This is a genomic window from Paraburkholderia fungorum (assembly GCF_902833645.1).
GTDB lineage: Bacteria > Pseudomonadota > Gammaproteobacteria > Burkholderiales > Burkholderiaceae > Paraburkholderia > Paraburkholderia fungorum.
Map to the genome: position 1 here is coordinate 1258444 of NZ_CADFGE010000001.1, position 23182 is coordinate 1281625.

The following is a 23182-nucleotide window of genomic DNA, read 5'->3' on the forward strand; positions in this document are numbered from 1 at the left end:
GTTCTGGGGCCGAGATTCAGGGGAAACCCTTCTTTTTTCTCTTCGCGGACCTCAATCGAAGGCTGAAACCCAGCGTGGACGGGGCTTAGCGTTGGTTTTTGCCAACGTTGCCACACGTCTTTTCGCCGCCTGGCGAGCTGCCCGCGCCGGCGGTAACGTCTGATCCGCTCTTTCGAGCGTCATTTTCCACCGCGCATGACCGATCCGTTGATCCCCGCCGTCCTCGCATTCCGCGACAACGGCACGCCGTTTTCACCGCGCTACGACGACATTTATCACAGCGCCGTCGGCGGTCTCGAACAGGCTGAATACGTGTTCCTCCAGGGCAATAAGCTACCGCAGCGGTGGCAGGGTAGGCGCGTGTTTACCGTGCTCGAAACCGGCTTCGGCATGGGCATCAATTTCCTCACGACATGGTCCGCATGGCGAGCCGATCCGGCGCGTTGCGAACGCTTGCACTTCGTTTCGACCGAGAAGCATCCGTTTACTCAGGCCGATTTGCGCAGCGTCTATGCAGCGACGATTTCGAATCCCGAAATTGCCGCGCTGGCGGACACACTCGCCACTGAATGGCCGATGCTGGTCCCCGGCACGCACCGGCTCGAATTCGAGAATGGCCGCGTCACACTGACACTGGTGTTCGCCGACGCGGCGGAAAGCTTGCCCGCATTGAGGTTATGCGCCGATGCGTTCTATCTCGACGGCTTCGCGCCGGCCAGGAACCCGGACATCTGGACGCCTGCGATCTTCAAGGCGCTCGCTCGTCTGGCCGGCGAAGGCGCCACGTTCGCGACCTACAGCAGCGCCGGCGACATCAAGCGCGCGCTGACCCAAAACGGCTTTGTGTACCAAAAAGTCGACGGCTTCGGCTGGAAGCGCGCGATGCTGGTCGGCCATTTCGCGCCACGCTGGCGTGTGCGCCGCTATGAACCGCCCGCGCCGCTTGAAGTCGATGAGCGGCACGCGATCGTGATCGGCGCCGGACTCGCCGGCTGCGCGGCGATCGAGCGCCTGGCCTCACGCGGTTGGCGCGTCACCTCGCTGGAGCGGCACGCATCGGTCGCTCAGGACGCCTCGGGCAACCCTGCCGGCGTATTCCATCCGATGATCTCGCGGGATGACAGCGTCGCTTCGCGCGTTACGCGAGCGGGCTTTCTCTATACGCTCAGACGTTGGGCCGCGCTCGAACGGCTGGGCCATCGTCCCTTGCGCGGCGCTCCAGGCCTGCTGCAGATCGCCGCGGACGACGACGAAGCACGTTCGATGAGCGAAGCAATCACGGCGTTCGGTTACCCGCCTGAATATGTCACGCCCCTATCGCTGAACGAAGCACAGCACTTAGCAGGCATGCCGCTCGCGCACGGTGGCTGGTTGTTTCCGCACGGCGGCTGGATCGACCCGGCGTCGCTTTGCGCCGCGCAGTGCGCAGCCGCGGGCGGGTTGCTCGAGCGCCGCTTCTGCGTGGACGTGGGGCGCCTCGAACGGTCCGGTAATCAATGGACCGTCTTCGATGTGGCGGGGCAGGCGCTCGCGCGCGCGCCGGTGGTCATTGTCGCAAGTGCGCACGAGGCCGCGCGCATCGCCGGTTTGCGTCACGCGCCAACCCGCAGCATCCGCGGCCAGCTGACCTTGCTGCCGGCCGGCACCGTACCTCCGCTCGGCATGCCGGTGATAGGCGAAGGCTACGCGGTGCCACTCGCCGACGGCGTCACGCTAACCGGCGCCACCTACGAACTCGACGACCCTGACACCTCGCTGCGCCCGGATGGCCATCTGGAAAACCTCGAACGGGTCGCGCAGATGCTGCCGGCTTTTGACGGCGTTATCGATCCGGCACGCGCGGCAGCGCTCGCCGGGCGCGTCGCGTTTCGCTGCGTGACGAGCGACCGGATGCCCATGATCGGCAATTTAGCCGACGAACCAGCGGCGGCACGCGACGCCCTGCGTCTGCGTGGCGCCTGGCCGCTCGATTTGCCACGTGTCGACGGCTTGTACGGCGCATTCGCTTACGGTTCGCGCGGTTTGGTGTGGGCAAGCCTGGGCGCCGAGTTGATTGCCTCCCAGATCGAAGGTGAGCCCTGGCCGCTCGAACGCGAGCTGGCAGAAGATATCGATCCGGCTCGCTTCCTCTTGCGTGCGTTGCGCCACGGCACAGCCGACTAAGCGCACACGCAAACAGCCGTGACGAAAAAGTTATCCACTGAAACTTGTGGATAACCGCCTTGTTAACCCGCGCAACTCATGTGGAACCGTTGTGGACGTAAACGGGGTAACTTTGCCGCCGCCGAAAATCGCCAAAAGTTACCCTTGTATACCCGCTGCTGCCGCACATGCTGTGCATCCTGTTATGCGAGCGACAACCCACTGAATCGATTCGGTAAACCGGGGTTATCCACAGAAAACGAGGCACCTTGTTAACTGTTACTACGTATACATACGGTAAACCTGTAAACAGAAGAACCCGCTCGACCTCGAGCGCAATCGCCGAGCTCGAACTTCCTGCAATGGGTAGAAAACGGCGTCCGCAGTGTTTCGGAAAAAACAGTTCTGCAACGTTGAATCGGTAACCTGCGCGAGCCTGATTCACTGGCAAAACGGTCGCATTTTCCGCGTCATGCGAAGTTAACGTACGTTTTTACCGTTTTGACGGCATGTTCCGGTCTTTTCAATCAAGTATGAAAAAGCTATGGCACAATCGCCGTTCTTTTCCGCGTCGTGCCTCGCCCTGGGCGGCACTCGCTGCAACGGAACGGTGCCGCTCAATCAGAATCTGATTCAAAGTCGACGGCGTTCTTTCAACCGTTCCGTGCCGGTTGCTACGGCCGCACCCCGAAATGCGTCGCGCTCCACGCGACCGCGGCGCATTCAGATCATCCGATCATTGAAAACTCGCAACGCGGGTCACGCGAAGCGATCGCAACAGTGAGCGCCTCATGTGCTCAGCCGCTCACCGGTGTTGAGGCCGGTTCGTGTCGTCTGCCGTTGCTGCCAAGGAGAACCCATCACAATGAAGTCGGCGTTTTCATTTTTTCCTGCCTGGCCACTCACTCCCGATGCCATTTTTTGGGCCGGTCTTGCGTTGCTCGCCGCGGGTCTGTGCGGTGAACTCTGCTTTCGCGCATGGCGCTTACCGCGCATTTCCGGGTATGCGGTCATCGGCCTGATAGCGGGCGCTGCCGGTTTCGGCGTGATCGACGCGCAGTCCGCGACCGCGGCCCGGCCGCTGCTCGACGTCGCACTCGGTTTGCTGTTGTTCGAACTGGGCAGCCGGCTCGATCTGCGCTGGATCCGCCGCAATCCCTGGTTGATTCTGTCGAGCGTCGCCGAGGCCACGCTGACGTTCGCGCTAGTGTTGCCGGTGCTGCTGTTTCTGAAGGTGCCGCTGATGGTGGCAACGGTGCTCGCCGCGATCGCGATGGCGACTTCGCCGGCCATGGTGATCCAGCTCAAAACCGAGTTGCGCGCGGAAGGCCAGGTGACTCAGCGGTTGTTGACCCTGACCGCGTTGAACAGCATGTACGCGGTGGTGATCGAAAAGCTGGTCTCCAGCTGGTTGCATCAGGAGGTTTACGGCAACGTCTATGCCACGATTCTGCAACCGCTTTATCTGCTGGTCGGCTCGCTCGTACTGGCCTATCTGCTTGCACGCACCTGCACGTTTTTTTATCGACGTCTGAACATGCAGGACGAGCATTCGTTTGTCGCGCTATTCGGCCTCGTACTGCTGGCGATTGCGATTGCGCACGTGTTCAAGCTTTCCACCATTCTTGCGTTGCTGGCCGCGGGCATCATCGTTAAGAATCTTGAAGCGCGTCCGCAGTTGTGGCCGGAACATTTCGGCACGGCAGGCTGGCTGCTGACCGTGATTCTGTTCGTGTTGACGCTGACTTCGTTCGAATGGAAAGACATCGCGCTCGGCGGCGTCGCTGCGCTGGGTCTGATTATTGCGCGGCTGGTTGCGAAACTGGTGGGCGTGATGGCCTTTGCCAAGCCGAGCGGTTTGAACTGGAAGCAGGGCATGGCCCTCGGTTTGTCGCTCTCGCCGATGTCGGCGCTTGCGTACCTGCTTGTCGACGATACCTACAACCTTTATCCGAATTTCGATCCACAACTGCGCGCGATCGTGATGTGTTCGATTTTCGTGCTGCAGATTCTCGGGCCGTGGCTCGTGTATCGCAGCCTGGCGCTGGTGGCCGAACGGCGCGAAGAGTAACGCAGCACTGCTACTCGATGCGCTGGATGCTTGATTTGCGCGCTTTATCCTCGCTTTATCCCGTTTATTCGTTTCAAAAAAACGGCCGGACTTGTGACACAGCCACGTGACACACCGGCCGACCTGACTCAGGGGACGCTATGTCACTCGAACCCTTCATCGATTCGAAACCGTTCACCTTCGGTGTCGAACTCGAAATGCAGATCGTGAACACGCATGACTATGATCTGACCAAAGCCGGCTCAGACCTGCTGCGCCTCATCAAGGATGAAAAAATCCCCGGCAACATCACGCCGGAAATCACCGAAAGCATGATCGAGCTGTCGACCGGTATCTGCACGACGCATGAACAGGCCGTCACCGATCTGCGCAAGATTCGCGACACGCTGGTTTCCGCAGCGGATCATCTGAACGTCGGCTTGTGCGGCGGCGGCACGCATGCATTCCAGCAATGGAGTGAAAGACAGATTGTCGATACACCGCGCTTTCAATATCTTTCGGAGTTGTACGGCTACCTTGCCAAGCAATTTACGGTGTTCGGCCAGCACGTGCACATCGGCTGTCCGGATCCGAACAGCGCGCTGTACCTGCTGCATTCCATGTCGCGCTTCATTCCGCATTTCATCGCCTTGTCCGCTTCGTCGCCGTTCGTACAGGGTGTCGATACCGGTTTTCATTCGGCACGACTGAATTCCGTGTTTGCGTTTCCGTTGTCGGGGCGTGCGCCATTCGTGCTGACGTGGGACAGCTTCGAGGAATATTTCTCGAAGATGGTTCACACGGGCGTGGTCAATAGCATGAAAGACTTCTACTGGGACATCCGGCCGAAGCCGGGTTTCGGCACGATCGAAGTGCGCGTGATGGATACGCCGTTTTCTGTGGATCGCGCGGCAGCGATTGCCTGCTACATCCAGACCCTTGCACGGCATCTGCTGCTCGACAAGCCGATCACGCCGAAAGAAGACGATTACCTTGTCTACACTTTCAACCGTTTTGAAGCATGCCGCTTCGGTCTGGCCGGCAACTGCATCAATCCGCAAACGAGCGAGCGCAAGACGATTTCCGAAGACATCCTCGAAACGCTGGATCTGATTGCACCGCATGCCGAAGCATTGGGATCGGGCAACGCGCTCGCCGAAATCGGCGCGATCGCACGCGGTCAGGTCAATGACGCGGCTTGGCTGCGCGGTGTCTTCGAGCGGGAAAAGTCCTTGCACGAAGCCGTAAGGCAGCAGTGTTTGCAGTGGCGAGCCTAGCCGGAGACGCGATCGCTTACGCTAAACCGTAAGGAAACCCGCTTCGTGCGGGTTTTTTTTCGTAAATAAATTTCCAGCTCGCGGGGTCTTAGGTTTTTCAAAAATTTACGTATACATACGTAGTAGTAGTTAACAAGCATTGCATCTGCCTGTGGACAACTGAATAATTCCCTGAAAAGTCAAAGTGCTACGTAAACCATAACCGGGCGGATCAAAGGTGCGTCGGAGCCGGTAAACGAGGACAACTTTGGTTAGGGCAGCGGGGGCTGGTTGCTTATCAAGAATCGGCACACAAGCGATCCCCTATGTTTTCCCATGGTTATCCACAGCTTATGTTGGATAACTTAGCTGTACGATTGGCCGGTCTCGCATAGAATGTCGCTTTAGCTGCCTTTGGCTGGTAAGGCGGTAAATTTTTGAGATAGTAGAAACCGTCTCGCTCGCTTTTGGGCGAGGCTACCCCACACAGGCTACGGGCTTGTTCGGCAGCGGTTCGCCGACATTGCACGCAAGCTTTAATAAACCAAACGAAGATTATGAGCGAAGGCGTATACGGAGAACAGGCAACCGGGCGAGTGACCCACAGCCTATTGCGATTGAGCACGGCCATGCGGAGCCAGGCTTGGGAATGGGCGGAGGGCGCAGGCCTTACGCCGACCCAGGGCGAAATCCTGGTCTTGCTGATGCAACGCAAGGGCCCGATGCGTCTTGGCGAAATTGCCCGCGAAACGGCGTTGACCGCCGCAACCACCAGCGACGCCGTGAGCACGCTCGAGACCAAAGGCCTGGTCGAAAAACGCCGTGCCCTCGACGACGGCCGCGCTCTCGCGGTCCGTCTGACGGCGCGTGGCCGCACCGCCGCGAAGCGCGCTGCGCAATGGCCGGACTTTCTGGCCAAAGCGGTCGGCACGCTGCGCGACGAAGAGCAGTCGCTGTTCTATCGCACGCTGCTCAAGACCATCCATCAGCTGGAAGTGCAAGGCACGATTCCGCCGCACCGCATGTGCCTGACCTGCACGCATTTCGAGCCGAGCAAGACGCCGAAGAAGACGCCGCATCATTGCGCGCTGCTCAATCTGAATATGTCGGACACAGACGTGCGTCTCGATTGCTCGGTGTACGAAGCGGCTGACATCGCCACCCAGAAGAAGACCTGGAAGATCTTCGCCCAATAAGGCGGCGTCTTTCAGGACATTCCGCTACACTGCCAAACCGTGCTCCGGCGGCCGGCGATTGCCGTCCGCTGGCCGGTTCGCGCCGCGTAGCGGCAAGTCTTTAGTCAACCTGAAGGTGGGGCAGGCTGATGAATCGCGAAGTTCTGGCCATTCGCCATGTGCACTTCGAGGATCTGGGCAGTCTTGAACTGGAGCTCGGCGAGCGCGGTCGGCCGGTGCGCTATCTCGACGTCGGCTTTGCCCGCATCGAGGCGCCGGACCCGGTCGCCGCATCGCTCATGGTGATCCTGGGCGGCCCGATCAGTGCAACTGACGACGTGCTCTATCCGACGCTCGTGCCGTTGCTCGCCATGATCGAGAAGCGGATCGCCGCCGGTTTGCCGACGCTCGGCATCTGCCTCGGCGCGCAACTGATCGCGCGTGCGCTCGGGGCGCGGGTCTATCCCGCCGGCCATACCGAACTCGGCTGGACACCGCTTACGCTCACCGATGCCGGCCGTGCGTCGCCAGTGCGCCATCTGGATGGCGCGCTCACGTCGATGCTGCATTGGCATGGCGACACCTTCGATCTGCCCGACAACGCCACCCGTCTCGCTTCGACGCCTGCCTGCGAAAACCAGGCATTCGCCTGGGGCGGGCACGTGCTGGGTCTGCAATGCCACCCGGAGATTCGCGCTGACCGGTTCGAGCCCTGGCTGATCGGCAACGCCGGCGAGATCGCCGGCCATGGTATCGACGTACGCCGCTTGCGGGCCGAGACGGCGCAGTTCGGGCCGGTGCTGGAAATCGCCGCGCGCCGGATGTTTGGCGAGTGGCTCGATCAGGTCGAACCGAAACCCTGATCCGCGCGCGCCTGCAGACAATGAGCCGCAGTGCTATGCTCGTCCGCTCTTGGGTTTTTACAGGGCGTAATCCATGAGCGCGCTTTTTTCTCCGCTCACGCTGCGTAGCGTGACGCTTCCCAACCGCATCGTCGTTTCCCCAATGTGCCAGTACTCCGCCGAACGTGGCGAGGCTACCGCGTGGCACATGATCCATCTCGGCAGTATGGCGCTGTCGGGCGCCGGCATGCTGTGCATCGAGGCGACCGCTGTCGAGCCTGATGGACGCATCACGCCGGGCGATCTCGGACTGTGGGACGACGCCACCGAGGCGGCGCTGGTGCCGGTGCTCGCCGCGATCCGCAAACACTCGCATATTCGCGTCGCGATGCAGTTGTCGCATGCGGGACGCAAGGCGTCGAGTCACGTGCCTTGGGAAGGCGGTCAACTGATTCCCGTTTCACAAGGCGGCTGGTTGCCGCACGCGCCGTCGGCGTTGCCGCATAAAGCGGGTGAAGAGCCGCCACTCGCGCTCGATACTCCTGGGCTGAACCGGATTCGCGAAGCGTTCGCGGCTTCCGCGCGGCGTGCCGCGCGCCTCGGCGTCGACGCGCTGGAAGTGCATGCGGCGCATGGCTATCTGCTGCATCAGTTCCTGTCGCCGATCGCCAATCAACGCAACGACGATTACGGCGGTTCGCTGGAGAACCGGATGCGCTTTCCGCTCGAAATATTCGACGTCGTGCGCGCCGCGTTTCCGGCCGACAAACCGGTCGGCGTACGTGTCTCGGCAACTGACTGGGTGGAAGGCGGCTGGACGCTCGAAGAAACGATCGTGTTCGCGCAGGAGTTGAAAAAGCGTGGCTGCGACTGGATCGATGTGTCGTCCGGTGGCGTCTCGCCGTTGCAGAAAATTCCGCTCGAGCCGGGTTATCAGATTCCCTTTGCAAGGGCCGTCAAACAAGCAACCGGCCTCACGACCATCGGCGTGGGCCTGATCACCGATCCGCTGCACGCCGAACAACTCATCGAAGAAGGTGACGCCGATCTGATCGCACTGGCGCGTGCATTGCTCTACAACCCGCGTTGGCCGTGGCATGCCGCGGCTCAACTCGGTGCGACGGTCGAAGCGCCGCCGCAGTATTGGCGCTCGCAACCACGCGAGCAAAAGGCGCTGTTCGGCGAGATTTCGTTCGGACAACGGTAAAGCTGCACACGCGCCTTGTGCGTTCACGTCTTTTTGACGGTTGAAGGAAGCTGTCTTGAGCGTGTAGGATGCCGGATGTGGCGCATGAGCGTCGCAGGTCGACGCGGCGCTCGCAAGGCGCCGCGTTTGCTATCCGCGTCAGAAAAAGCAGCGCGTCAGACGCGGGCGTTTCTGGCGATTGCCGGATCTTCACCCCCAGTTCTTCACAAGGATTCATTCAATGAGTTCACGCAGGATCGCCGTGCGCCGTTCGGGTGTGCACGGCAAAGGCGTGTTTGCCACCGAGCCGATTGCGGCGGGTGAACGGCTGATCGAATACAAGGGTGAGCGGATCTCCTGGAAGGAAGCGCTGCGCCGTCATCCGCATAACCCGGCCGAGCCGAATCACACGTTTTACTTCGCGCTCGATAACGGCAAGGTGATCGACGGCAAGGTGAATGGCAACAGCGCGCGCTGGATCAACCATTCGTGCGCGCCGAATTGCGAAGCCGAAGAGATCGACGGTCATGTATATGTGCACGCGCTGCGCGACATCGCCGAGGGCGAGGAAGTCTTTTACGACTACGGCCTCGTCATCGACGCACGCCAGACCAAGAAGCTGAAGAAGGAATACGAATGCCGCTGCGGCGCGCGCAAGTGCCGCGGCACGATGCTGGCGCCGCCGGAGAAAGAGAAGGGCGCGTCCAGGTCGGACAAGACGGCAAAGAAGGCGAAAACGTCCGCAAAAAAGGCGAAGAAGAAATAAAGCGGGCCGCCTCGGGTGAGCACCAGGTTGAACCTTGGTGAACTCGAGGCGGCCCTTGGCAGCGGGTTGAGCTGCTGCAGAATCAGATATCGATCGGCGCCGAGTGCGCCGATTTTTTTACCGGACGCCGCGCCTCGATATCCACGTCGTGGTGAACGCTGATCGGAATCAGCGGAATGCGCACGATGAAGCGCGCCCCGCCTTCCGGCGCATCTTCGTAATGCACGCTGCCGTGATGCAGCACCATGATGTCATGAACGATTGCGAGACCGAGGCCGGCGCCGCTATCCACACCGGCTTCGCTCTGACCGTCGCCGCGGAAGAATCGTTTGAACAGATCGGCTTGCTGTGTGTACGGTACGCCGGGCCCATTGTCCTCGACGATGATCTCCGCCATACGCAGTTCGTCGATCACGGTTTGCGACACCGTTACGGTAATCCGGCCGCCATCGAAGCGTGAAGGCGGCACGTACTTGAGCGCGTTATCCAGCAGATTGGCGATCACTTCGTGCAGCAGCACCGGATTGCCGCGCACCATCAGCGGATGATCGTTGGCCGGATCGTCGAGCCGCTGGAAGCCGAGGTCGACATGGAACGTCAGCGCGCGCGGCACCCATTCCGCACCCGTATCGAATGCGAGCGCGGCCATATCCACGTTCACGAAGCGTGCGGCTTGTTCGCCCGGTTCGGCGCGCGCCAGCGAAAGCAACTGATTCGACAGCCGTACGGCACGGTCGGCGGCTGCGCGCAGCTCACGGACCGCCGCAAGCGTCTGCTGCGGGTCGCGCGCGACCGCGGCTTGCTCCGCATGCAGCTTGACGGCGGTGAGCGGCGTGCGCAACTGATGCGCGGCGTCGGCGATAAATTTGCGTTGGCCGTCGAGGGCGGTTTTCAGGCGATCGAGCAGCGCGTTAAGCGCGCCGGTAAGGGGCCGGATTTCGACTGGTACATAGGTTTCGTCCACCGGCTCGAGCGACGTGTGGGTCTGCCGGTTCAGCGAGTCGGCGAGATCGGTGAGCGGATTGAGCTGTTGATTGACCACTCGCCACACGATCGCCCACCCGGCCAGCAGCAGCAACAGCAGCGGCATCATGATCGCGACCAGAAACTCGGCGGCGATGCGAAAACGATGATGCACCGGCTGACCGACTTCGACGACGATCGGATTACCGCTGGGCTGATCGACGCGCACCTGCGCCACGCGCACCGTTACGCCCTGATGCTGCGTCTCGAAGACGTACGCATAGTGCATGCGCCGCACGCTGGTGCCTTGCAGCGGCAGATTGTGGTCGCCGGCGATCTCGGTTTCGCCGGTGCTGATTCGATAGACGAGATGTTCGACCGGATCGGAGAACATGGCCTGCGCGAGCGGCGGCACCGTTACCTTCGCGTTAGGGCCGGCAATCTGGATCTGTTTGGAGATCGCGGTAGCGAGATCGGCAAGCGACCTGTCCACCACATGCTGCGTGTACTGCCACGCCAGCCAGTAAGCGATCAGGCCGCTCATCAGGGCGAGCAGCGAAAGGGGAGCAGCGAGGCGCCGCAGCAGCGTGCGGCGCAGACTATTGGCGGCCGGCTGGGGCATGATCGAACGCGCAGGAAAGGGGCAACGGCGAAACACACCGCGGCGCCGTGAAAACTTGCCGGTTGCCGGCGAACTGCGCACCGAGTGCGCGGCGCTGGCCCGGCGCCGTCAGGCCGCAACACAGCGTGCGGCCCTTGTGGCGATTATGCGGCCTGGCGGATTTCCTGCAACAGGTAACCGAAGCCACGCACCGTGACGATTTCGACACGGCAGTTTTCGAGCTTTTTACGCACCCGGTGCACGTAGACTTCGATCGCGGTGTCGCCGAGATCGCCGCCGAAGTGCGTCAGATGGTCTTGCAACTGAGCCTTGCTGACCACGCGGCCATGGCGCAGCAGCAGCATTTCGAGCACGGCGAATTCACGCGGCGACAGTTCGAGCGGCTTGTCATCGTTGAAAATGCGGCGATCGACGCCCGACAGACGCACACCGCCCAGCGACACTTCCGGACGCGGCATGTCGCCGTGCGGACCGCTGCGGCGCATCACCGCGCGAATGCGTGCTTCGAGTTCGGTGGGTTCGAACGGCTTCAGCATGTAGTCGTCCGCGCCCGAATTCAGGCCTTGTACGCGGTCGTTCAGCTCGTCGCGCGCGGTCAGGATGATCACCGGCGTGTGGCGATTGCTCTGACGGAAGCGCGCGAGCAGCGTCATGCCGTCGATCCCGGGCAGGCCCAGATCGAGGATCACCAGCTCGTGGCGATTTTGGGTGAGGGCCTGTTCGGCGAAAATGCCGTCATGGACCATGTCGACGGTGAAGCCGGCTTGTTCGAGACTGCTTTGGATGCCGCGTGCGATGGGGCGGTCATCTTCGATCAGAAGGAGTCGCATGGATTTCGCTCAAGTACAATGGTTTTAGGCGTCTGGGCAAGCGGTTCGCCGGAGCGCCTGCTGCACAGGCAGCATGCTGCGTGGCCGTGCCGGTATGGCACAAGGTGGTCACGAAACAGCTATCGAGCAGCCTGAAGTTGCACTGGCAGCCAAACAGCAGCCACCGGGCGAGCACGACGTCATGTCCGAGATAAGCATTCACGAACTGGAAGCCGCAATCAACTTCTGGCGCGCCCGCTCACCTTCGAGCGGCGACGAACTCGTTCTGTGCAAGGAGGCAAGCGCGCTCTCCAAGCCGTATGCGCTGATGATTGTACAGCGTCAGCAGACGCTATCGCCGGATCGTTTGGACGGGATTGCCAGGCAAGCGTGGGATTCTTACGTCCGCCTTAATAATAGCCTGTAGAACTGAAGGTTTGGGCGCCGGCTTGCCTGCAATGCCCTTTCATTACCGTCAAATCGCTCGATGCAGGGCGCATCGAGGTACCTAAGCGCTTGTATTAAGCTGTAATACTGTCGATAAATTGTGCCAATTTGATGTCCCGCTGGGTCAAGCCATTGGCTTCGTGCGTCGACAGTGTGATCTCCACCTTGTTGTACACGTTGAACCATTCGGGATGGTGATCCATCTCCTGCGCCTTGATTGCCACGCGTGTCATAAAACCGAATGCTTCGTTGAAGTCGGCGAACTTGAACTGGCGCTGGATCGCGTCGCGGCCCGCTACGGCTTGCCAGCCGTGCAGTTCCGTCATTAGCGTGGCGCGTTCTTCGGAAGTGAGTTTATTAATCATGATGCGACCTCGTTGATCTGAACCGGCACGCCAGTGGGCATGCGCATCCGCTATTTTTTCACGGATGCCGTCAGCCTGCTGTCGGATTGCTCCGATTGTGTTTTCAGATATCGCCGTCGGCTTGCCAGCCTTCCTGCGAGCCCCGCGTGAGGACGTCATCACACGTGAGCACGTCGCCTGCGGCGAAGGCCGGCTGCGCAGCGAGCCTCGCCAGCAGCGGCGCGAAATCGGTTTGCGCCACGCTGAACAATTGCGCGAAGTCGTCGATGACAAAGTAGCTTTTCTGGAACGTGTCGATGCGGTAGCGCGTACGCATCACGCGCTCTAGATTGAAGCCAAGCCGGTTCGGCGCCGCGCTTTGCTGGCTGTAGAGCGTCTCGCCTTTGCTCGATACGATGCCCGCGCCGTAGATCTTCACGCCGTTGGGACTTGCCGCGTCGCGGATCAGGCCAAACTCGACTGTGTACCAATAAAGCCGCGCGAGCAGCGGCAGCGCGCCGGCGTCGTTAGCGGCAAGCGCGGCGCGGCCGTATGCATGCATGTAGTCCGCGAACACTGGATTGATCAGCAGCGGCACGTGGCCGAACAGATCGTGAAAACAGTCCGGCTCCTGCAGATAATCGAGTTGGTCGGGACGGCGCATCCACCACGTCACCGGGAAGCGGCGGTTTGCCAGATGCTCGAAGAACACCTGGTCGGGCACAAGTCCCGGTACGGCGACGATTTGCCAGCCGGTCGCGGGCGTCAGCCTGGCGTTGATTTCGTCGAACGAGGGCACGCGATCGGACGGCATGCCGATACGGTCGACGCCCGCCAGAAATTCATCGCACACGCGACCCTTGAGCAACGCCGTTTGACGCGCATAAAGCTGCTGCCATACCGCGTGGTCGACGGCGCCGTACCGGTCGGTCGGCTGATCGATGGTGAAGTCGGCGCGAGTTTCGAGGCCGGCGTCGAATTGCTCTTTGAGTTTGGCGGTGTTGGCTGTGGACATGATGCTGCACGCTCTGCGGTGACTGCGGGTTGAAACGGTGATGCAAGTGTAGAGCGGCGAGCGTGCGGAAAGGGCGCAATGATGGCGTTATGGCATTGCGATATGCAATAATTGTGCAATAAATACGGATTCAATGCGGATATAAATCATGCTGGAACTCGATCACTTCGATCTCGCGCTGCTGGACGTGTTGCAGCGCTTCGGCCGGGCTACGCATCAGCAACTGGCTGAGCAGGTGCCGCTGTCGCCGTCGCAGATCGGACGGCGCTTGCAGCGCCTGGAGCAGGTGGGGGTGGTGGACGGCTATCGTGTCGTGTTGCGCCCAGAAAAATTGGGGCTTGGCGTGACTGCTTTTACGAGTCTGAAGCTGAAGCATCACGGCGACTCGATCATCGAGCAATTCCAGCAGCAGATCGACGTGCTGCCGGAAGTACTGGAATGTCACGCGGTGGTCGGCGACGCCGACTATCTGTTGCGCATTGTGGCACCCGACCTCAATTATCTGTCGACCTTCGTGATGAAGAAGCTGATGCGTGTGCCGGGCGTGGACAGCGTGCGCTCCAATATCGTGTTGACCACGTTCAAGCGCAATGGGCCTTTGCCGCTGGGTCATCTGTCGCCGGGGGCGGCCGCTGTTTGAGGCAGCGGCTTACAGTGTTTCGGTGCTGAGAGGCTTAAGGGCCGCGGTTTCAGGAGGCGGGTCTTCGCGGCCCTTGATTCGTCTTAGGTTTACGCGGCTTGCTTCGGTTCACTGTCCGGACTGAGCAAATCGACGTAGGCCACCGCCACCAGGTCCGATTCCGGCACGCCAAGAGTCTGGAACATTGCGTGCGCTTCGGCATGGCCGCTTTCTTCGTCGTCGTCCTGCGCCAGCACGACTTCGAGTTCGACGAAGTCGCCCAGACCGTCGACCCGGTCCAGATGGATCCGCGTACGGCCCGTCAGATACACATGGCGCTCCTTCGTGACGATGCCGCGCGTGGTCAGCGCCGTCGCCAGCAACGCGTGCATGGCTTCAGGGTTGGTCACCGGGCTGCGCGTGTAGTACGACGCCTTTGGGCCGTCGCGGTCGTCGCGCTGATAGAAGATCAGTTCGGCCGGCGTGCCGTCGTCGAATTGGCGCAGCTTCAGGCGGCCGCGCGGCACGTCGTAGAAAAAGTCCTGTTGGCGGAAGATCAGCGGGGCGTCCGGTGCAAGCTTTGCGGCTCGCTCGCGCAGTTGCTCGAAGTGCTGGGCGCGGGCTTTGATTTCAATGTTGCGTGCCATGTCAGGCTCCTGTCGAAGGATGGCGTGGTCGGCAGCTTCCGGTGTTGCCGGGGCGAAGCTGCCGGGAAGGGCAAGGTCAGACGGAACGGAAACGAAGCGGGCCGGCGCGTGAGCGCGAACCCTCAATCTAACAAAAAAGCGCGTGACGACGTTGTTTCAGCCGAACGCGATGCGGCTGTCATGAGCGCCGCTCATATCCGCGGCATATTCGGCCTGTTGTGCGGCACTTATATGACCCTATGTCGCCCATTGCTGCTCGATCAGCTTCAACGCGGCGGCAATTGCCGGTTCGTCCCGGCGCTCGGCCAGCGTGATGAAGCTTAGCTGGGTCGGTACGGTGATGCCTTCGACGATGGTCAACGCGTGTGCATGCGCTTCGGCGATCGCCGTGGCATCGCGCGCGAGCGTCAGACCGACGCCCGACTTGACCAGATCGAGCATCGACGGCTCCTGATCCACTTCCGCCACCTTAACCGGTTTTACGCCGGCTTCGTCGAAGCAGCGCGACAACAATCGATTGTGCGCGGAGGCGGGCGGCGTCCAGATCCACGGCAACGCGGCAAGCGAGCGCCAGTCGCGTGCGCCTTTCACGCGATCTTTCCAGCCTGCCGGCGCGAGCACGCGGTATTGGAAGTGCGTGAGCGTGACGGCGTGAAAGGCGGCGCTGTCGCGGCCAGCGTCGTCGGAGGGCAGGCCGATGTAGTAACCGACGTCCAGTTCTCCCGCCCGAACCTGCTCCAGCACCCAGCCCGACATGCCGTGGCGCAAGGCCGTTTCAATGTGCGGCCAGGTTTCCACCAGTTGCTTGAGAAAGCCGCCGAGACGCAGAAAAGCCGGATCGAGAATCGTGCCGATCCGCAGTCGGCCGCGCACTTCATGACGCAGCGATGCCGCCGCGCGCTGCACGTCGCTCGCCGCGCCCAGCGCGCGTTCCGCGTGGGGCAGCAGGGCCTGACCGTCGCGGGTCAACGAAAGCCCGTGCGAGGTCCGCGTGAACAGCGTCACGCCGAGCGTCTCCTGCAAATGCTTGATTTGCAGGCTGACGGCAGGCTGGGTCAGGTGAAGTTGCACCGCCGCGCGCGTGAGGTTGCCCTCGCGCGCGACGGTGACGAACGCCCGTAGCAGAGTCAGATCCATATCCTGATATTAGCGCGGCTTATAGCGCAGTTGAGCATTACTCATTGGATTTGTCGCCTCGAAGCGCCGTACGCTTGCGTTGATCACGCTGCTGGCAATGGGCGGAAGACCTTCACAGGAAGAGGACAGGACAATGAGCGAGACATATCAGGACGAGGCCGTGCGCAGTGAGACAAGCGCACGCGCGCTGACCCATTTCATCAACGGCAAGACGGTTGAAGGCACGAGCGGCCGTTTCGGCGACGTCTTCAATCCTGCGCTTGGCAGCGTGAGCGCGCGCGTGCCGCTGGCGAGCGTCGCCGAGGTGGATGCGGCGGTCGCGGCCGCCAGTGCCGCGTTTCCTGCATGGAGCGAAACCGCGCCGATCAAGCGGGCCCGCGTGCTGTTCAAGTTCAAGGAATTGCTCGACCGCCACCATGACGAACTGGCGGAGCTGATCACGCGTGAGCACGGCAAGGTGTTTTCCGATGCGAAGGGCGAGGTGATGCGCGGCATCGAGATCGTCGAATTTGCGTGCGGCATTCCGAATCTGTTGAAGACCGATTTCACCGACCAGATTGGCGGCGGCATCGACAACTGGAATCTGCGTCAACCGTTGGGCGTGGTCGCCGGCATTACGCCGTTCAATTTCCCGATGATGGTGCCGTGCTGGATGTTTCCGGTGGCGATTGCATGTGGCAATACGTTTGTGCTGAAGCCGTCGGAGCGTGATCCTTCCGCTTCGAACCGACTGGCTGAATTGCTGAAAGAGGCAGGATTGCCGGATGGCGTGTTCAACGTCGTGCATGGCGACAAGGTCGCGGTGGATGCGTTGCTCGTGCATCCCGAGGTGAGTGCGTTGTCGTTTGTCGGTTCGACGCCGATTGCGGAATATATCTACACGGAAGGCACGAAGCACGGCAAGCGTGTGCAGGCTCTGGGGGGAGCGAAGAATCATCTGGTGGTGATGCCGGACGCGGATCTCGATCAGGCGGTGGATGCGTTGATCGGCGCCGCGTATGGGTCGGCGGGCGAGCGTTGCATGGCGATTTCGGTGGCCGTTGCGGTGGGGCATATTGCCGATGAGTTGATCGAGCGACTGACACCGCGAGTGAAGAGCCTGAAGATTTTGAACGGGATGGAAAAGGAAGCCGAGATGGGGCCGTTGGTGACGGCGGCGCATCGCGAGAAAGTAGTGGGTTATATCGATGCCGGCGTGGCGGCGGGTGCGAAGCTGGTTGTCGATGGGCGGAGTCATCAGGTGGCCGGGCATGAGAAGGGGTTCTTTCTCGGCGGCACGTTGTTCGACGATGTCTCGACCGACATGAAGATTTATCGCGAAGAGATTTTCGGTCCTGTACTGTGTGTTGTGCGGGTGCCGGATTTCGCTTCAGCTGTGGAGCTTATCAACGCTAACGAGTTTGCTAATGGGGTGGCGTTGTTCACCTCCGATGGTGGCGTGGCGCGGGCTTTTTCGCGGCAGATTCAGATCGGCATGGTGGGCATTAATGTGCCGATTCCTGTGCCGATGGCGTGGCATTCTTTTGGTGGGTGGAAGCGGTCTCTGTTTGGGGATCATCATGCCTACGGGGAGGAGGGGGTGCGGTTTTATACGCGCTACAAGAGCATTATGCAGAGGTGGCCGGATAGTATTGGGAAGGGGGCTGAGTTCACTATGCCGGTGGCTAAGTAACTGGTTTTTGCCGGGTTGGCGGGGTTGTTGTTGATCTGGGTCTTTGGCCTTTCCTTGTTTTGTTATCGGTCTATTAGCGTTCCCCCTGTGCGGGGGGGCACCTACTTTTCTTTGCCTGCCGCAAAGAAAAGTAGGCAAAAGAAAGCGGCTCACCCCGCCAGCTCATAAGTGGGTTCCCCGCGCAGTAGCGGTAGTGGTGCATCTGGAATCCGTCGCCTCGCGCACTCCGCGTTAGTGACAAGGCGTTCATCAGCTCCCACTCCGCACTGCGTGCGTCGCGGACGGGTCTGCCGGGGAAACCGGAGGTGCTTTGCATAACTGATGGTGTAATGAACTGGGCGTCGGCGCGCGCAGCGTCGCCGGAGGTATGACTGCCTTGTCACTGAGGCGGAGTGTGCGAGGGCACAGATTCCAGATGCACCACTACCGTGGCTGCGCGGGGGACCCGCTTAAGAATTAGCGGTTTGAGCCGCTTTCTTTTGCCTACTTTTCTTTGCGGCAGGCAAAGAAAAGTAGGTGCCCCCCCCCGCACAGGGGGAACGCTAATAGACCGATAACAAAACAAGGAAAGGCCAAAGACCCAGATCAACAACAAAATCCGCCAACCCGGCAAAAAAAGCTTAGGAGACAAAACCATGAGCATCACAAAAAAAACACCCCCCCGCCTGGAAGGCGAATTCGACTACATCATAGTAGGCGCTGGCACAGCAGGTTGCGTCCTCGCCAACCGCCTATCGGAAGACCCGGAAATCCAGGTCCTGCTCCTGGAAGCCGGCGGCAAAGACGACTACCACTGGATCCACGTACCGGTAGGCTACCTCTACTGCATCGGCAATCCCCGCACGGACTGGCTCTACAAAACCCAATCGGAACCCGGCCTGAACGGCCGCTCCCTCTCATATCCCCGCGGACGCGTGCTAGGCGGCAGTTCGTCGATCAACGGCATGATCTACATGCGCGGCCAGCGCGAAGACTACGATGAATGGGCCCGCGTCACCAATGACGCGTCATGGTCCTGGAACGCCGTCCTCCCCATCTTCAAACGTAGCGAAGACCACCACGCCGGCGCATCCGAATCGCACGGAGCAGGCGGCCCGTGGCGTGTGGAAAAGCAGCGTCTCAAGTGGAAGATCCTCGAGGAGTTCTCGCGAGCGGCGCAACAAACCGGCATACCCGCCACCGACGACTTCAATCGCGGCGACAACACCGGCGTCGGCTACTTCGACGTCAATCAGAAACGCGGCATCCGCTGGAATGCCTCGAAAGCATTCCTGCGTCCGGCGCTCAAGCGTCCGAATCTCACCGTCATCACCGGAGCACACACCCAACGCGTCGTGTTCGAAGGACGTCGCTGCGTAGGTGTCGAATATCGTGGCGACAACACCGACTATCTTGCCAAAGCCCGTTGCGAAGTGATCCTCAGTTCCGGCGCAGTCAACTCGCCTCAATTGCTCGAACTCTCAGGAATAGGCAACGGCGCGCGTCTGCAGAATCTTGGCATCGAGGTCGTAAAGGATCTGCGCGGCGTCGGCGAGAATCTGCAGGATCATTTGCAATTGCGCATGGCCTATAAAGTCGACGGCGTACGCACGCTCAATACCGCCTCCGCCCATTGGTGGGGCAAGCTGATGATCGGCATGCAGTACGCCTTTTTACAAAGCGGCCCCATGTCGATGTCGCCATCGCAACTCGGCGCATTCGCCAAATCCGATCCGGACGACCGCCAGCTTACGCGCCCCGACCTCGAGTATCACGTGCAGCCGCTCTCGCTGGATCGCTTTGGTGAACCGCTGCATCGCTTCAACGCGTTCACCGCGTCGGTGTGCCAGTTGCGGCCGACCTCGCGTGGCAGTATTCATATCGAATCACCCGATGCTTCGACGCCACCGTTGATCGCACCGAACTACCTGTCCACCGACTACGACCGGCGTGTCGCCGCCAACGCGTTACGCCTCACGCGCCGCATCGCCGCGGCCCCCGCGCTCGCACCCTATCGGCCGCAGGAGATTCTGCCCGGCATCCAGTACCAGACCGAGGAAGAGCTTCAACAGGCCGCAGGCGCGGTCGGCACCACCATCTTTCATCCGGTTGGCACCTGCCGCATGGGCACCGCCGACGATCCCGGCACCGTCGTCGACAACCGCTTACGCGTGCTCGGTGTGGACGGATTGCGTGTAGTCGATGCATCGGTCATGCCTCTTATCACCTCGGGCAACACCAATTCGCCGACGCTGATGATCGCCGAACGCGCCAGCGACATGATCCGCGAAGACCGTCGCGCACGCGTGGCCGGCGGCGTCCCGGTTCAAACAAGTGCGGCGCCGTCTGTGTCCGCCGTGTGACACGCATGGAGGGCCAGCCTTGGGTTTGGCGCATGCAGTCGTCATCCACTAAGTGCAAATCCCAATGAATGCGCTGCATCATTGGCGCGACAATGGCAGCCATGCTGCGTGCCGCCCCATGGATTACCGTCCCGATTGGTGCAGCACGCCAACGAGCGGCACGGGGGTGTCGCCGTTATCAAACGTCGCGCAGCCGTTCGCGCGGAAGATCGTAGTGCTTCGCCTTACTCCGTATGGAAGGGAACATGATTCTCGGCGATACGATTCTCGAAACGCGCGGCCTCACCCGCGAGTTCAAAGGCTTCATTGCCGTGAACGGGGTGAACCTGCGCGTGCGCCGTGGTTCGATCCATGCGCTGATCGGCCCCAATGGGGCTGGCAAGACCACCTGCTTCAATCTGCTCACCAAATTTCTGGAACCGACTGCGGGCCAGATCGTCTTCAACGGGATCGACATCACCAATGAACGCCCGGCGCAAATCGCCCGGCGCGGCATCATCCGCTCGTTTCAGATCTCCGCCGTATTTCCGCATCTGACAGCATTGCAGAATGTGCGCATCGGTCTGCAACGCGTGCTCGGCACGGCATTTCACTTCTGGAAGAGCGAACGCACACTGCATCAACTCGACGATCGGGCGATGGATCTGCTCACGCAAGTGGGTTTGACCGATTTCGCCGATGTATTGACGGTCGAGCTTTCATATGGCCGCAAGCGCGCGCTCGAAATTGCCACCACACTCGCGATGGAGCCCGAGTTGATGCTGCTCGACGAACCCACGCAAGGCATGGGCCATGAAGATGTCGATCGCGTCACGGCGTTGATCAAGAAAGTCTCGAGCGGCCGCACGATCCTGATGGTCGAACACAACATGAACGTGATCGCCGGGATCTCCGACACCATCACCGTCCTGCAACGAGGCGAAGTGCTCGCCGAAGGCAGCTATGCCGAAGTGTCGAAGAATCCGCTGGTGATGCAGGCCTATATGGGCAGCGCGGACGCTGCGCTTGCCGGAGCCCACGCATGAATACGATTGCCGAGCGCGAAAGCGTCGAGGTGAGCGGCACGGCTGGGGGTGCCCCCGCGCTGGAGATCGCGGGTTTGCAGGCATGGTACGGGGAGTCCCATATCCTGCATGGCGTCGATCTGACGGTGAACCGCGGCGAAGTTGTCACGCTGCTGGGCCGTAACGGCGCGGGGCGCACCACCACACTGCGCGCGATCATGGGGCTAACGGGCCGACGCACCGGTTCGATCCGCATCGGCGGACGCGAAACCATCAACCTGCCCACGCATCGCATCGCGCATTGCGGCATCGGCTACTGTCCGGAAGAGCGCGGCATTTTTTCGAGCCTCTCATGCGAGGAAAACCTGCTGCTGCCGCCACCCGTCGGCGACAAAGCCCACATGATGTCGCTCGAAGAAATCTATTCGATGTTCCCGAATCTGCAGGAACGCCGCACGAGCCAGGGCACACGGCTCTCGGGCGGCGAACAGCAGATGCTGGCCGTCGCGCGCATTCTCCGTACCGGCGCGAGTCTGCTGCTGCTCGATGAAATCTCGGAAGGCCTCGCGCCCGTCATCGTGCAAGCGCTGGCACGCATGATCATGACGCTCAAGGCGCGCGGCTATACGGTCGTGATGGTTGAACAGAATTTCCGCTTTGCCGCTCCACTTGCCGATCGCTTTTACGTGATGGAGCACGGTGCGATCGTCGAGCACTTTGAGGCCAACGAGCTCGAAAGCAAGATGCCGGTGTTGCACGACCTACTGGGCGTATAAAAAGCGTCCGATTGCCTCTGATAACCACAAGTGAAGAAACAGGAGACAGGAATGAAAAAGAACCCACTCGCGCGGCTTGCCACACTATGTTTCGCGGTTGCCGCCGGCGCCGCGTTGACGATGACGAGCGCGCAAGCGGCCGACGATGCGGTGAAGATCGGCTTCATCACCGACCTGTCGGGTCTGTATGCGGACATCGACGGCCAGGGCGGCCTCGAAGCGATCCGCATGGCGATCGCCGACTTCGGCGGCAAGGTGAACGGCAAGCCGATTACGCTGGTCTACGCCGACCACCAGAACAAGGCGGATATTGCCTCGTCGCGCGCGCGTGAATGGTTCGATCGTGATGGCGTCGATCTGCTGATCGGCGGCACGAACTCGGCAACCGGTCTGGCCATGAACACGGTGGCCGGCGAGAAGCACAAGGTCTACATCAATATCGGCGCCGGCGCCGACACGCTGACCAACGAGCAGTGCACGCCGTATACGGTCCATTACGCGTACGACACCACGGCGCTGGCCAACGGCACGGGTTCGGCCGTGACGAAGCAGGGCGGCAAGACGTGGTACTTCCTGACGGCCGACTACGCGTTCGGCAAGGCACTGGAAAAGGCGACTTCGGACGTCGTGAAGGCGAATGGCGGCCAGGTGCTGGGCGCCGTGCGCGCGCCGCTGTCGGCTTCGGACTTCTCGTCGTTCCTGTTGCAGGCGCAGGCCTCGAAGGCGCAGATCCTTGGCCTCGCGAATGCCGGCGGCGATACGGTCAACTCGATCAAGGCCGCGAAGGAATTCGGCATCACGAAGACGATGAAGCTGGCCGCGCTGCTGATGTTCATCGACGACGTGCACAGTCTGGGTCTGGAAACCACGCAAGGTCTCGTGCTGACAGACAGCTGGTACTGGAACAAGGACGCCGCCACGCGCAAGTGGGCGCAGCGCTATTTCGACAAGATGAAGAAGATGCCGTCGAGCCTGCAAGCGGCTGACTACTCGGCGACCATGACCTATCTGAACGCGGTGAAAGCCGTCGGCTCGACAGACGGCGATAAGGTGATGGCGCAACTGAAGAAGACCAAGATCGACGACTTCTACGCGAAGGGCTACATCCGTCAGGACGGCAGCATGATCCACGACATGTACCTGATGCAGGTGAAGACGCCGGCCGAATCCAAAGAGCCGTGGGACTACTACAAGATCATGGCGACGATCCCGGGTGAACAGGCCTTCACGACCAAGGCGCAGACGCGCTGCGCGTTGTGGAAGTAAGCGCAGGCTGATAACCAGATGAACGTCATCCTGCCTTGACCGGCGGGCATTGCATACTGCCACGTTGGTACACAGGATGACGGCAGGCGCTTCACATGCCGG

At 61.0% G+C, this 23182-nt stretch carries 20 protein-coding genes; 14 read left to right on the forward strand and 6 right to left on the reverse strand.

Annotated features, from left to right (window positions below):
• Positions 1-195 precede the first annotated feature (195 nt).
• From mnmC to HWX91_RS05675, 7 genes are all read left to right on the forward strand, one after another.
• Positions 196-2163 carry a bifunctional tRNA (5-methylaminomethyl-2-thiouridine)(34)-methyltransferase MnmC2/FAD-dependent 5-carboxymethylaminomethyl-2-thiouridine(34) oxidoreductase MnmC1 gene (gene mnmC / locus HWX91_RS05645; RefSeq protein WP_028197615.1) on the forward strand — a complete coding sequence of 656 codons (1968 nt, stop codon included), beginning with the start codon at positions 196-198 and terminating at the stop codon, positions 2161-2163.
• A gap of 844 nt (positions 2164-3007) precedes the next feature.
• The gene (locus tag HWX91_RS05650) at positions 3008-4213 is read left to right on the forward strand and encodes a cation:proton antiporter (protein ID WP_028197613.1); all 1206 of its coding nucleotides are present in this window, start codon (positions 3008-3010) and stop codon (positions 4211-4213) included.
• A gap of 140 nt (positions 4214-4353) precedes the next feature.
• Positions 4354-5469 (forward strand): YbdK family carboxylate-amine ligase, encoded by a 1116-nt coding sequence (locus HWX91_RS05655; RefSeq protein ID WP_028197612.1) that lies wholly within the window; start codon positions 4354-4356, stop codon positions 5467-5469.
• A 536-nt stretch (positions 5470-6005) separates the two neighbouring features.
• Positions 6006-6644, forward strand: coding sequence for a MarR family winged helix-turn-helix transcriptional regulator (locus HWX91_RS05660; protein WP_028197611.1), 639 nt, complete (start codon positions 6006-6008; stop codon positions 6642-6644).
• Between the two features lie 128 nt (positions 6645-6772).
• Positions 6773-7486: a glutamine amidotransferase gene (locus HWX91_RS05665; RefSeq protein WP_028197610.1), complete on the forward strand. Its 714-nt coding sequence runs from the start codon at positions 6773-6775 to the stop codon at positions 7484-7486.
• Positions 7487-7559: 73 nt separating this feature from the next.
• Positions 7560-8672 (forward strand): NADH:flavin oxidoreductase/NADH oxidase, encoded by a 1113-nt coding sequence (locus HWX91_RS05670; protein ID WP_028197609.1) that lies wholly within the window; start codon positions 7560-7562, stop codon positions 8670-8672.
• Between the two features lie 220 nt (positions 8673-8892).
• On the forward strand, positions 8893-9417 hold the full coding sequence (locus HWX91_RS05675) for an SET domain-containing protein (RefSeq protein WP_028197608.1): 525 nt from the start codon (positions 8893-8895) through the stop codon (positions 9415-9417).
• An 82-nt stretch (positions 9418-9499) separates the two neighbouring features.
• Here HWX91_RS05675 and HWX91_RS05680 read toward each other — a convergent pair whose 3' ends face one another.
• Both HWX91_RS05680 and HWX91_RS05685 read right to left on the reverse strand, forming a co-directional pair.
• Positions 9500-11002 carry a sensor histidine kinase gene (locus HWX91_RS05680; protein WP_028197607.1) on the reverse strand — a complete coding sequence of 501 codons (1503 nt, stop codon included), beginning with the start codon at positions 11000-11002 and terminating at the stop codon, positions 9500-9502.
• A 143-nt stretch (positions 11003-11145) separates the two neighbouring features.
• Positions 11146-11832 (reverse strand): response regulator transcription factor, encoded by a 687-nt coding sequence (locus HWX91_RS05685; protein WP_028197606.1) that lies wholly within the window; start codon positions 11830-11832, stop codon positions 11146-11148.
• Between the two features lie 181 nt (positions 11833-12013).
• Here HWX91_RS05685 and HWX91_RS05690 point away from each other — a divergent pair, with 181 nt between their 5' ends.
• Positions 12014-12238: a DUF3717 domain-containing protein gene (locus HWX91_RS05690; RefSeq protein ID WP_028197605.1), complete on the forward strand. Its 225-nt coding sequence runs from the start codon at positions 12014-12016 to the stop codon at positions 12236-12238.
• Between the two features lie 94 nt (positions 12239-12332).
• Here HWX91_RS05690 and HWX91_RS05695 read toward each other — a convergent pair whose 3' ends face one another.
• Positions 12333-12677: a 4a-hydroxytetrahydrobiopterin dehydratase gene (locus HWX91_RS05695; RefSeq protein ID WP_255246799.1), complete on the reverse strand. Its 345-nt coding sequence runs from the start codon at positions 12675-12677 to the stop codon at positions 12333-12335.
• A 49-nt stretch (positions 12678-12726) separates the two neighbouring features.
• Positions 12727-13617 (reverse strand): phenylalanine 4-monooxygenase, encoded by an 891-nt coding sequence (phhA, locus tag HWX91_RS05700; protein ID WP_028197603.1) that lies wholly within the window; start codon positions 13615-13617, stop codon positions 12727-12729.
• Positions 13618-13765: 148 nt separating this feature from the next.
• On the opposite strand from phhA, the gene HWX91_RS05705 reads away from it, so the two are divergent.
• Complete coding sequence (locus tag HWX91_RS05705) at positions 13766-14257, forward strand: Lrp/AsnC family transcriptional regulator (RefSeq protein WP_028197602.1); 492 nt, start codon at positions 13766-13768, stop codon at positions 14255-14257.
• Positions 14258-14346: 89 nt separating this feature from the next.
• On the opposite strand, the gene HWX91_RS05710 is transcribed toward HWX91_RS05705, so the two are convergent.
• Positions 14347-14883, reverse strand: a complete 537-nt coding sequence (locus HWX91_RS05710) for a class IV adenylate cyclase (RefSeq protein WP_028197601.1) — start codon at positions 14881-14883, stop codon at positions 14347-14349.
• Between the two features lie 237 nt (positions 14884-15120).
• Positions 15121-16020, reverse strand: coding sequence for a LysR family transcriptional regulator (locus tag HWX91_RS05715; protein WP_028197600.1), 900 nt, complete (start codon positions 16018-16020; stop codon positions 15121-15123).
• A 133-nt stretch (positions 16021-16153) separates the two neighbouring features.
• Here HWX91_RS05715 and HWX91_RS05720 point away from each other — a divergent pair, with 133 nt between their 5' ends.
• The 5 genes from HWX91_RS05720 (at position 16154) to HWX91_RS05740 (ending at position 23080) form a co-directional block, all read left to right on the forward strand.
• On the forward strand, positions 16154-17692 hold the full coding sequence (locus HWX91_RS05720) for a CoA-acylating methylmalonate-semialdehyde dehydrogenase (RefSeq protein WP_028197599.1): 1539 nt from the start codon (positions 16154-16156) through the stop codon (positions 17690-17692).
• 635 nt (positions 17693-18327) lie between these two features.
• Entirely contained in the window at positions 18328-20034 is a 1707-nt protein-coding gene (locus tag HWX91_RS05725) for a GMC family oxidoreductase (RefSeq protein WP_028198417.1), read from the forward strand.
• A gap of 245 nt (positions 20035-20279) precedes the next feature.
• Complete coding sequence (locus HWX91_RS05730; RefSeq protein WP_028198418.1) at positions 20280-21059, forward strand: ABC transporter ATP-binding protein; 780 nt, start codon at positions 20280-20282, stop codon at positions 21057-21059.
• A complete protein-coding gene (locus HWX91_RS05735; protein WP_028198419.1) occupies positions 21056-21814 on the forward strand; it encodes an ABC transporter ATP-binding protein in 759 nt (252 codons plus the stop codon). Before HWX91_RS05730 ends, HWX91_RS05735 begins: the two co-directional genes overlap by 4 nt.
• A gap of 51 nt (positions 21815-21865) precedes the next feature.
• Entirely contained in the window at positions 21866-23080 is a 1215-nt protein-coding gene (locus HWX91_RS05740; protein ID WP_028198420.1) for an ABC transporter substrate-binding protein, read from the forward strand.
• Positions 23081-23182 lie beyond the last annotated feature (102 nt).

Bases quoted from the DNA above. Each gene is read 5' to 3' on its own strand.
- HWX91_RS05665 (WP_028197610.1), top strand. From the start codon at position 6,773: ATGAATCGCGAAGTTCTGGCCATTCGCCATGTGCACTTCGAGGATCTG.
- mnmC (WP_028197615.1), top strand. From the start codon at position 196: ATGACCGATCCGTTGATCCCCGCCGTCCTCGCATTCCGCGACAACGGC.
- HWX91_RS05710 (WP_028197601.1), bottom strand. From the start codon at position 14,883: ATGGCACGCAACATTGAAATCAAAGCCCGCGCCCAGCACTTCGAGCAA.
- HWX91_RS05685 (WP_028197606.1), bottom strand. From the start codon at position 11,832: ATGCGACTCCTTCTGATCGAAGATGACCGCCCCATCGCACGCGGCATC.
- phhA (WP_028197603.1), bottom strand. From the start codon at position 13,617: ATGTCCACAGCCAACACCGCCAAACTCAAAGAGCAATTCGACGCCGGC.
- HWX91_RS05705 (WP_028197602.1), top strand. From the start codon at position 13,766: ATGCTGGAACTCGATCACTTCGATCTCGCGCTGCTGGACGTGTTGCAG.
- HWX91_RS05730 (WP_028198418.1), top strand. From the start codon at position 20,280: ATGATTCTCGGCGATACGATTCTCGAAACGCGCGGCCTCACCCGCGAG.
- HWX91_RS05660 (WP_028197611.1), top strand. From the start codon at position 6,006: ATGAGCGAAGGCGTATACGGAGAACAGGCAACCGGGCGAGTGACCCAC.
- HWX91_RS05675 (WP_028197608.1), top strand. From the start codon at position 8,893: ATGAGTTCACGCAGGATCGCCGTGCGCCGTTCGGGTGTGCACGGCAAA.
- HWX91_RS05740 (WP_028198420.1), top strand. From the start codon at position 21,866: ATGAAAAAGAACCCACTCGCGCGGCTTGCCACACTATGTTTCGCGGTT.
- HWX91_RS05670 (WP_028197609.1), top strand. From the start codon at position 7,560: ATGAGCGCGCTTTTTTCTCCGCTCACGCTGCGTAGCGTGACGCTTCCC.
- HWX91_RS05725 (WP_028198417.1), top strand. From the start codon at position 18,328: ATGAGCATCACAAAAAAAACACCCCCCCGCCTGGAAGGCGAATTCGAC.
- HWX91_RS05680 (WP_028197607.1), bottom strand. From the start codon at position 11,002: ATGCCCCAGCCGGCCGCCAATAGTCTGCGCCGCACGCTGCTGCGGCGC.
- HWX91_RS05655 (WP_028197612.1), top strand. From the start codon at position 4,354: ATGTCACTCGAACCCTTCATCGATTCGAAACCGTTCACCTTCGGTGTC.
- HWX91_RS05690 (WP_028197605.1), top strand. From the start codon at position 12,014: ATGTCCGAGATAAGCATTCACGAACTGGAAGCCGCAATCAACTTCTGG.
- HWX91_RS05715 (WP_028197600.1), bottom strand. From the start codon at position 16,020: ATGGATCTGACTCTGCTACGGGCGTTCGTCACCGTCGCGCGCGAGGGC.
- HWX91_RS05650 (WP_028197613.1), top strand. From the start codon at position 3,008: ATGAAGTCGGCGTTTTCATTTTTTCCTGCCTGGCCACTCACTCCCGAT.
- HWX91_RS05720 (WP_028197599.1), top strand. From the start codon at position 16,154: ATGAGCGAGACATATCAGGACGAGGCCGTGCGCAGTGAGACAAGCGCA.
- HWX91_RS05735 (WP_028198419.1), top strand. From the start codon at position 21,056: ATGAATACGATTGCCGAGCGCGAAAGCGTCGAGGTGAGCGGCACGGCT.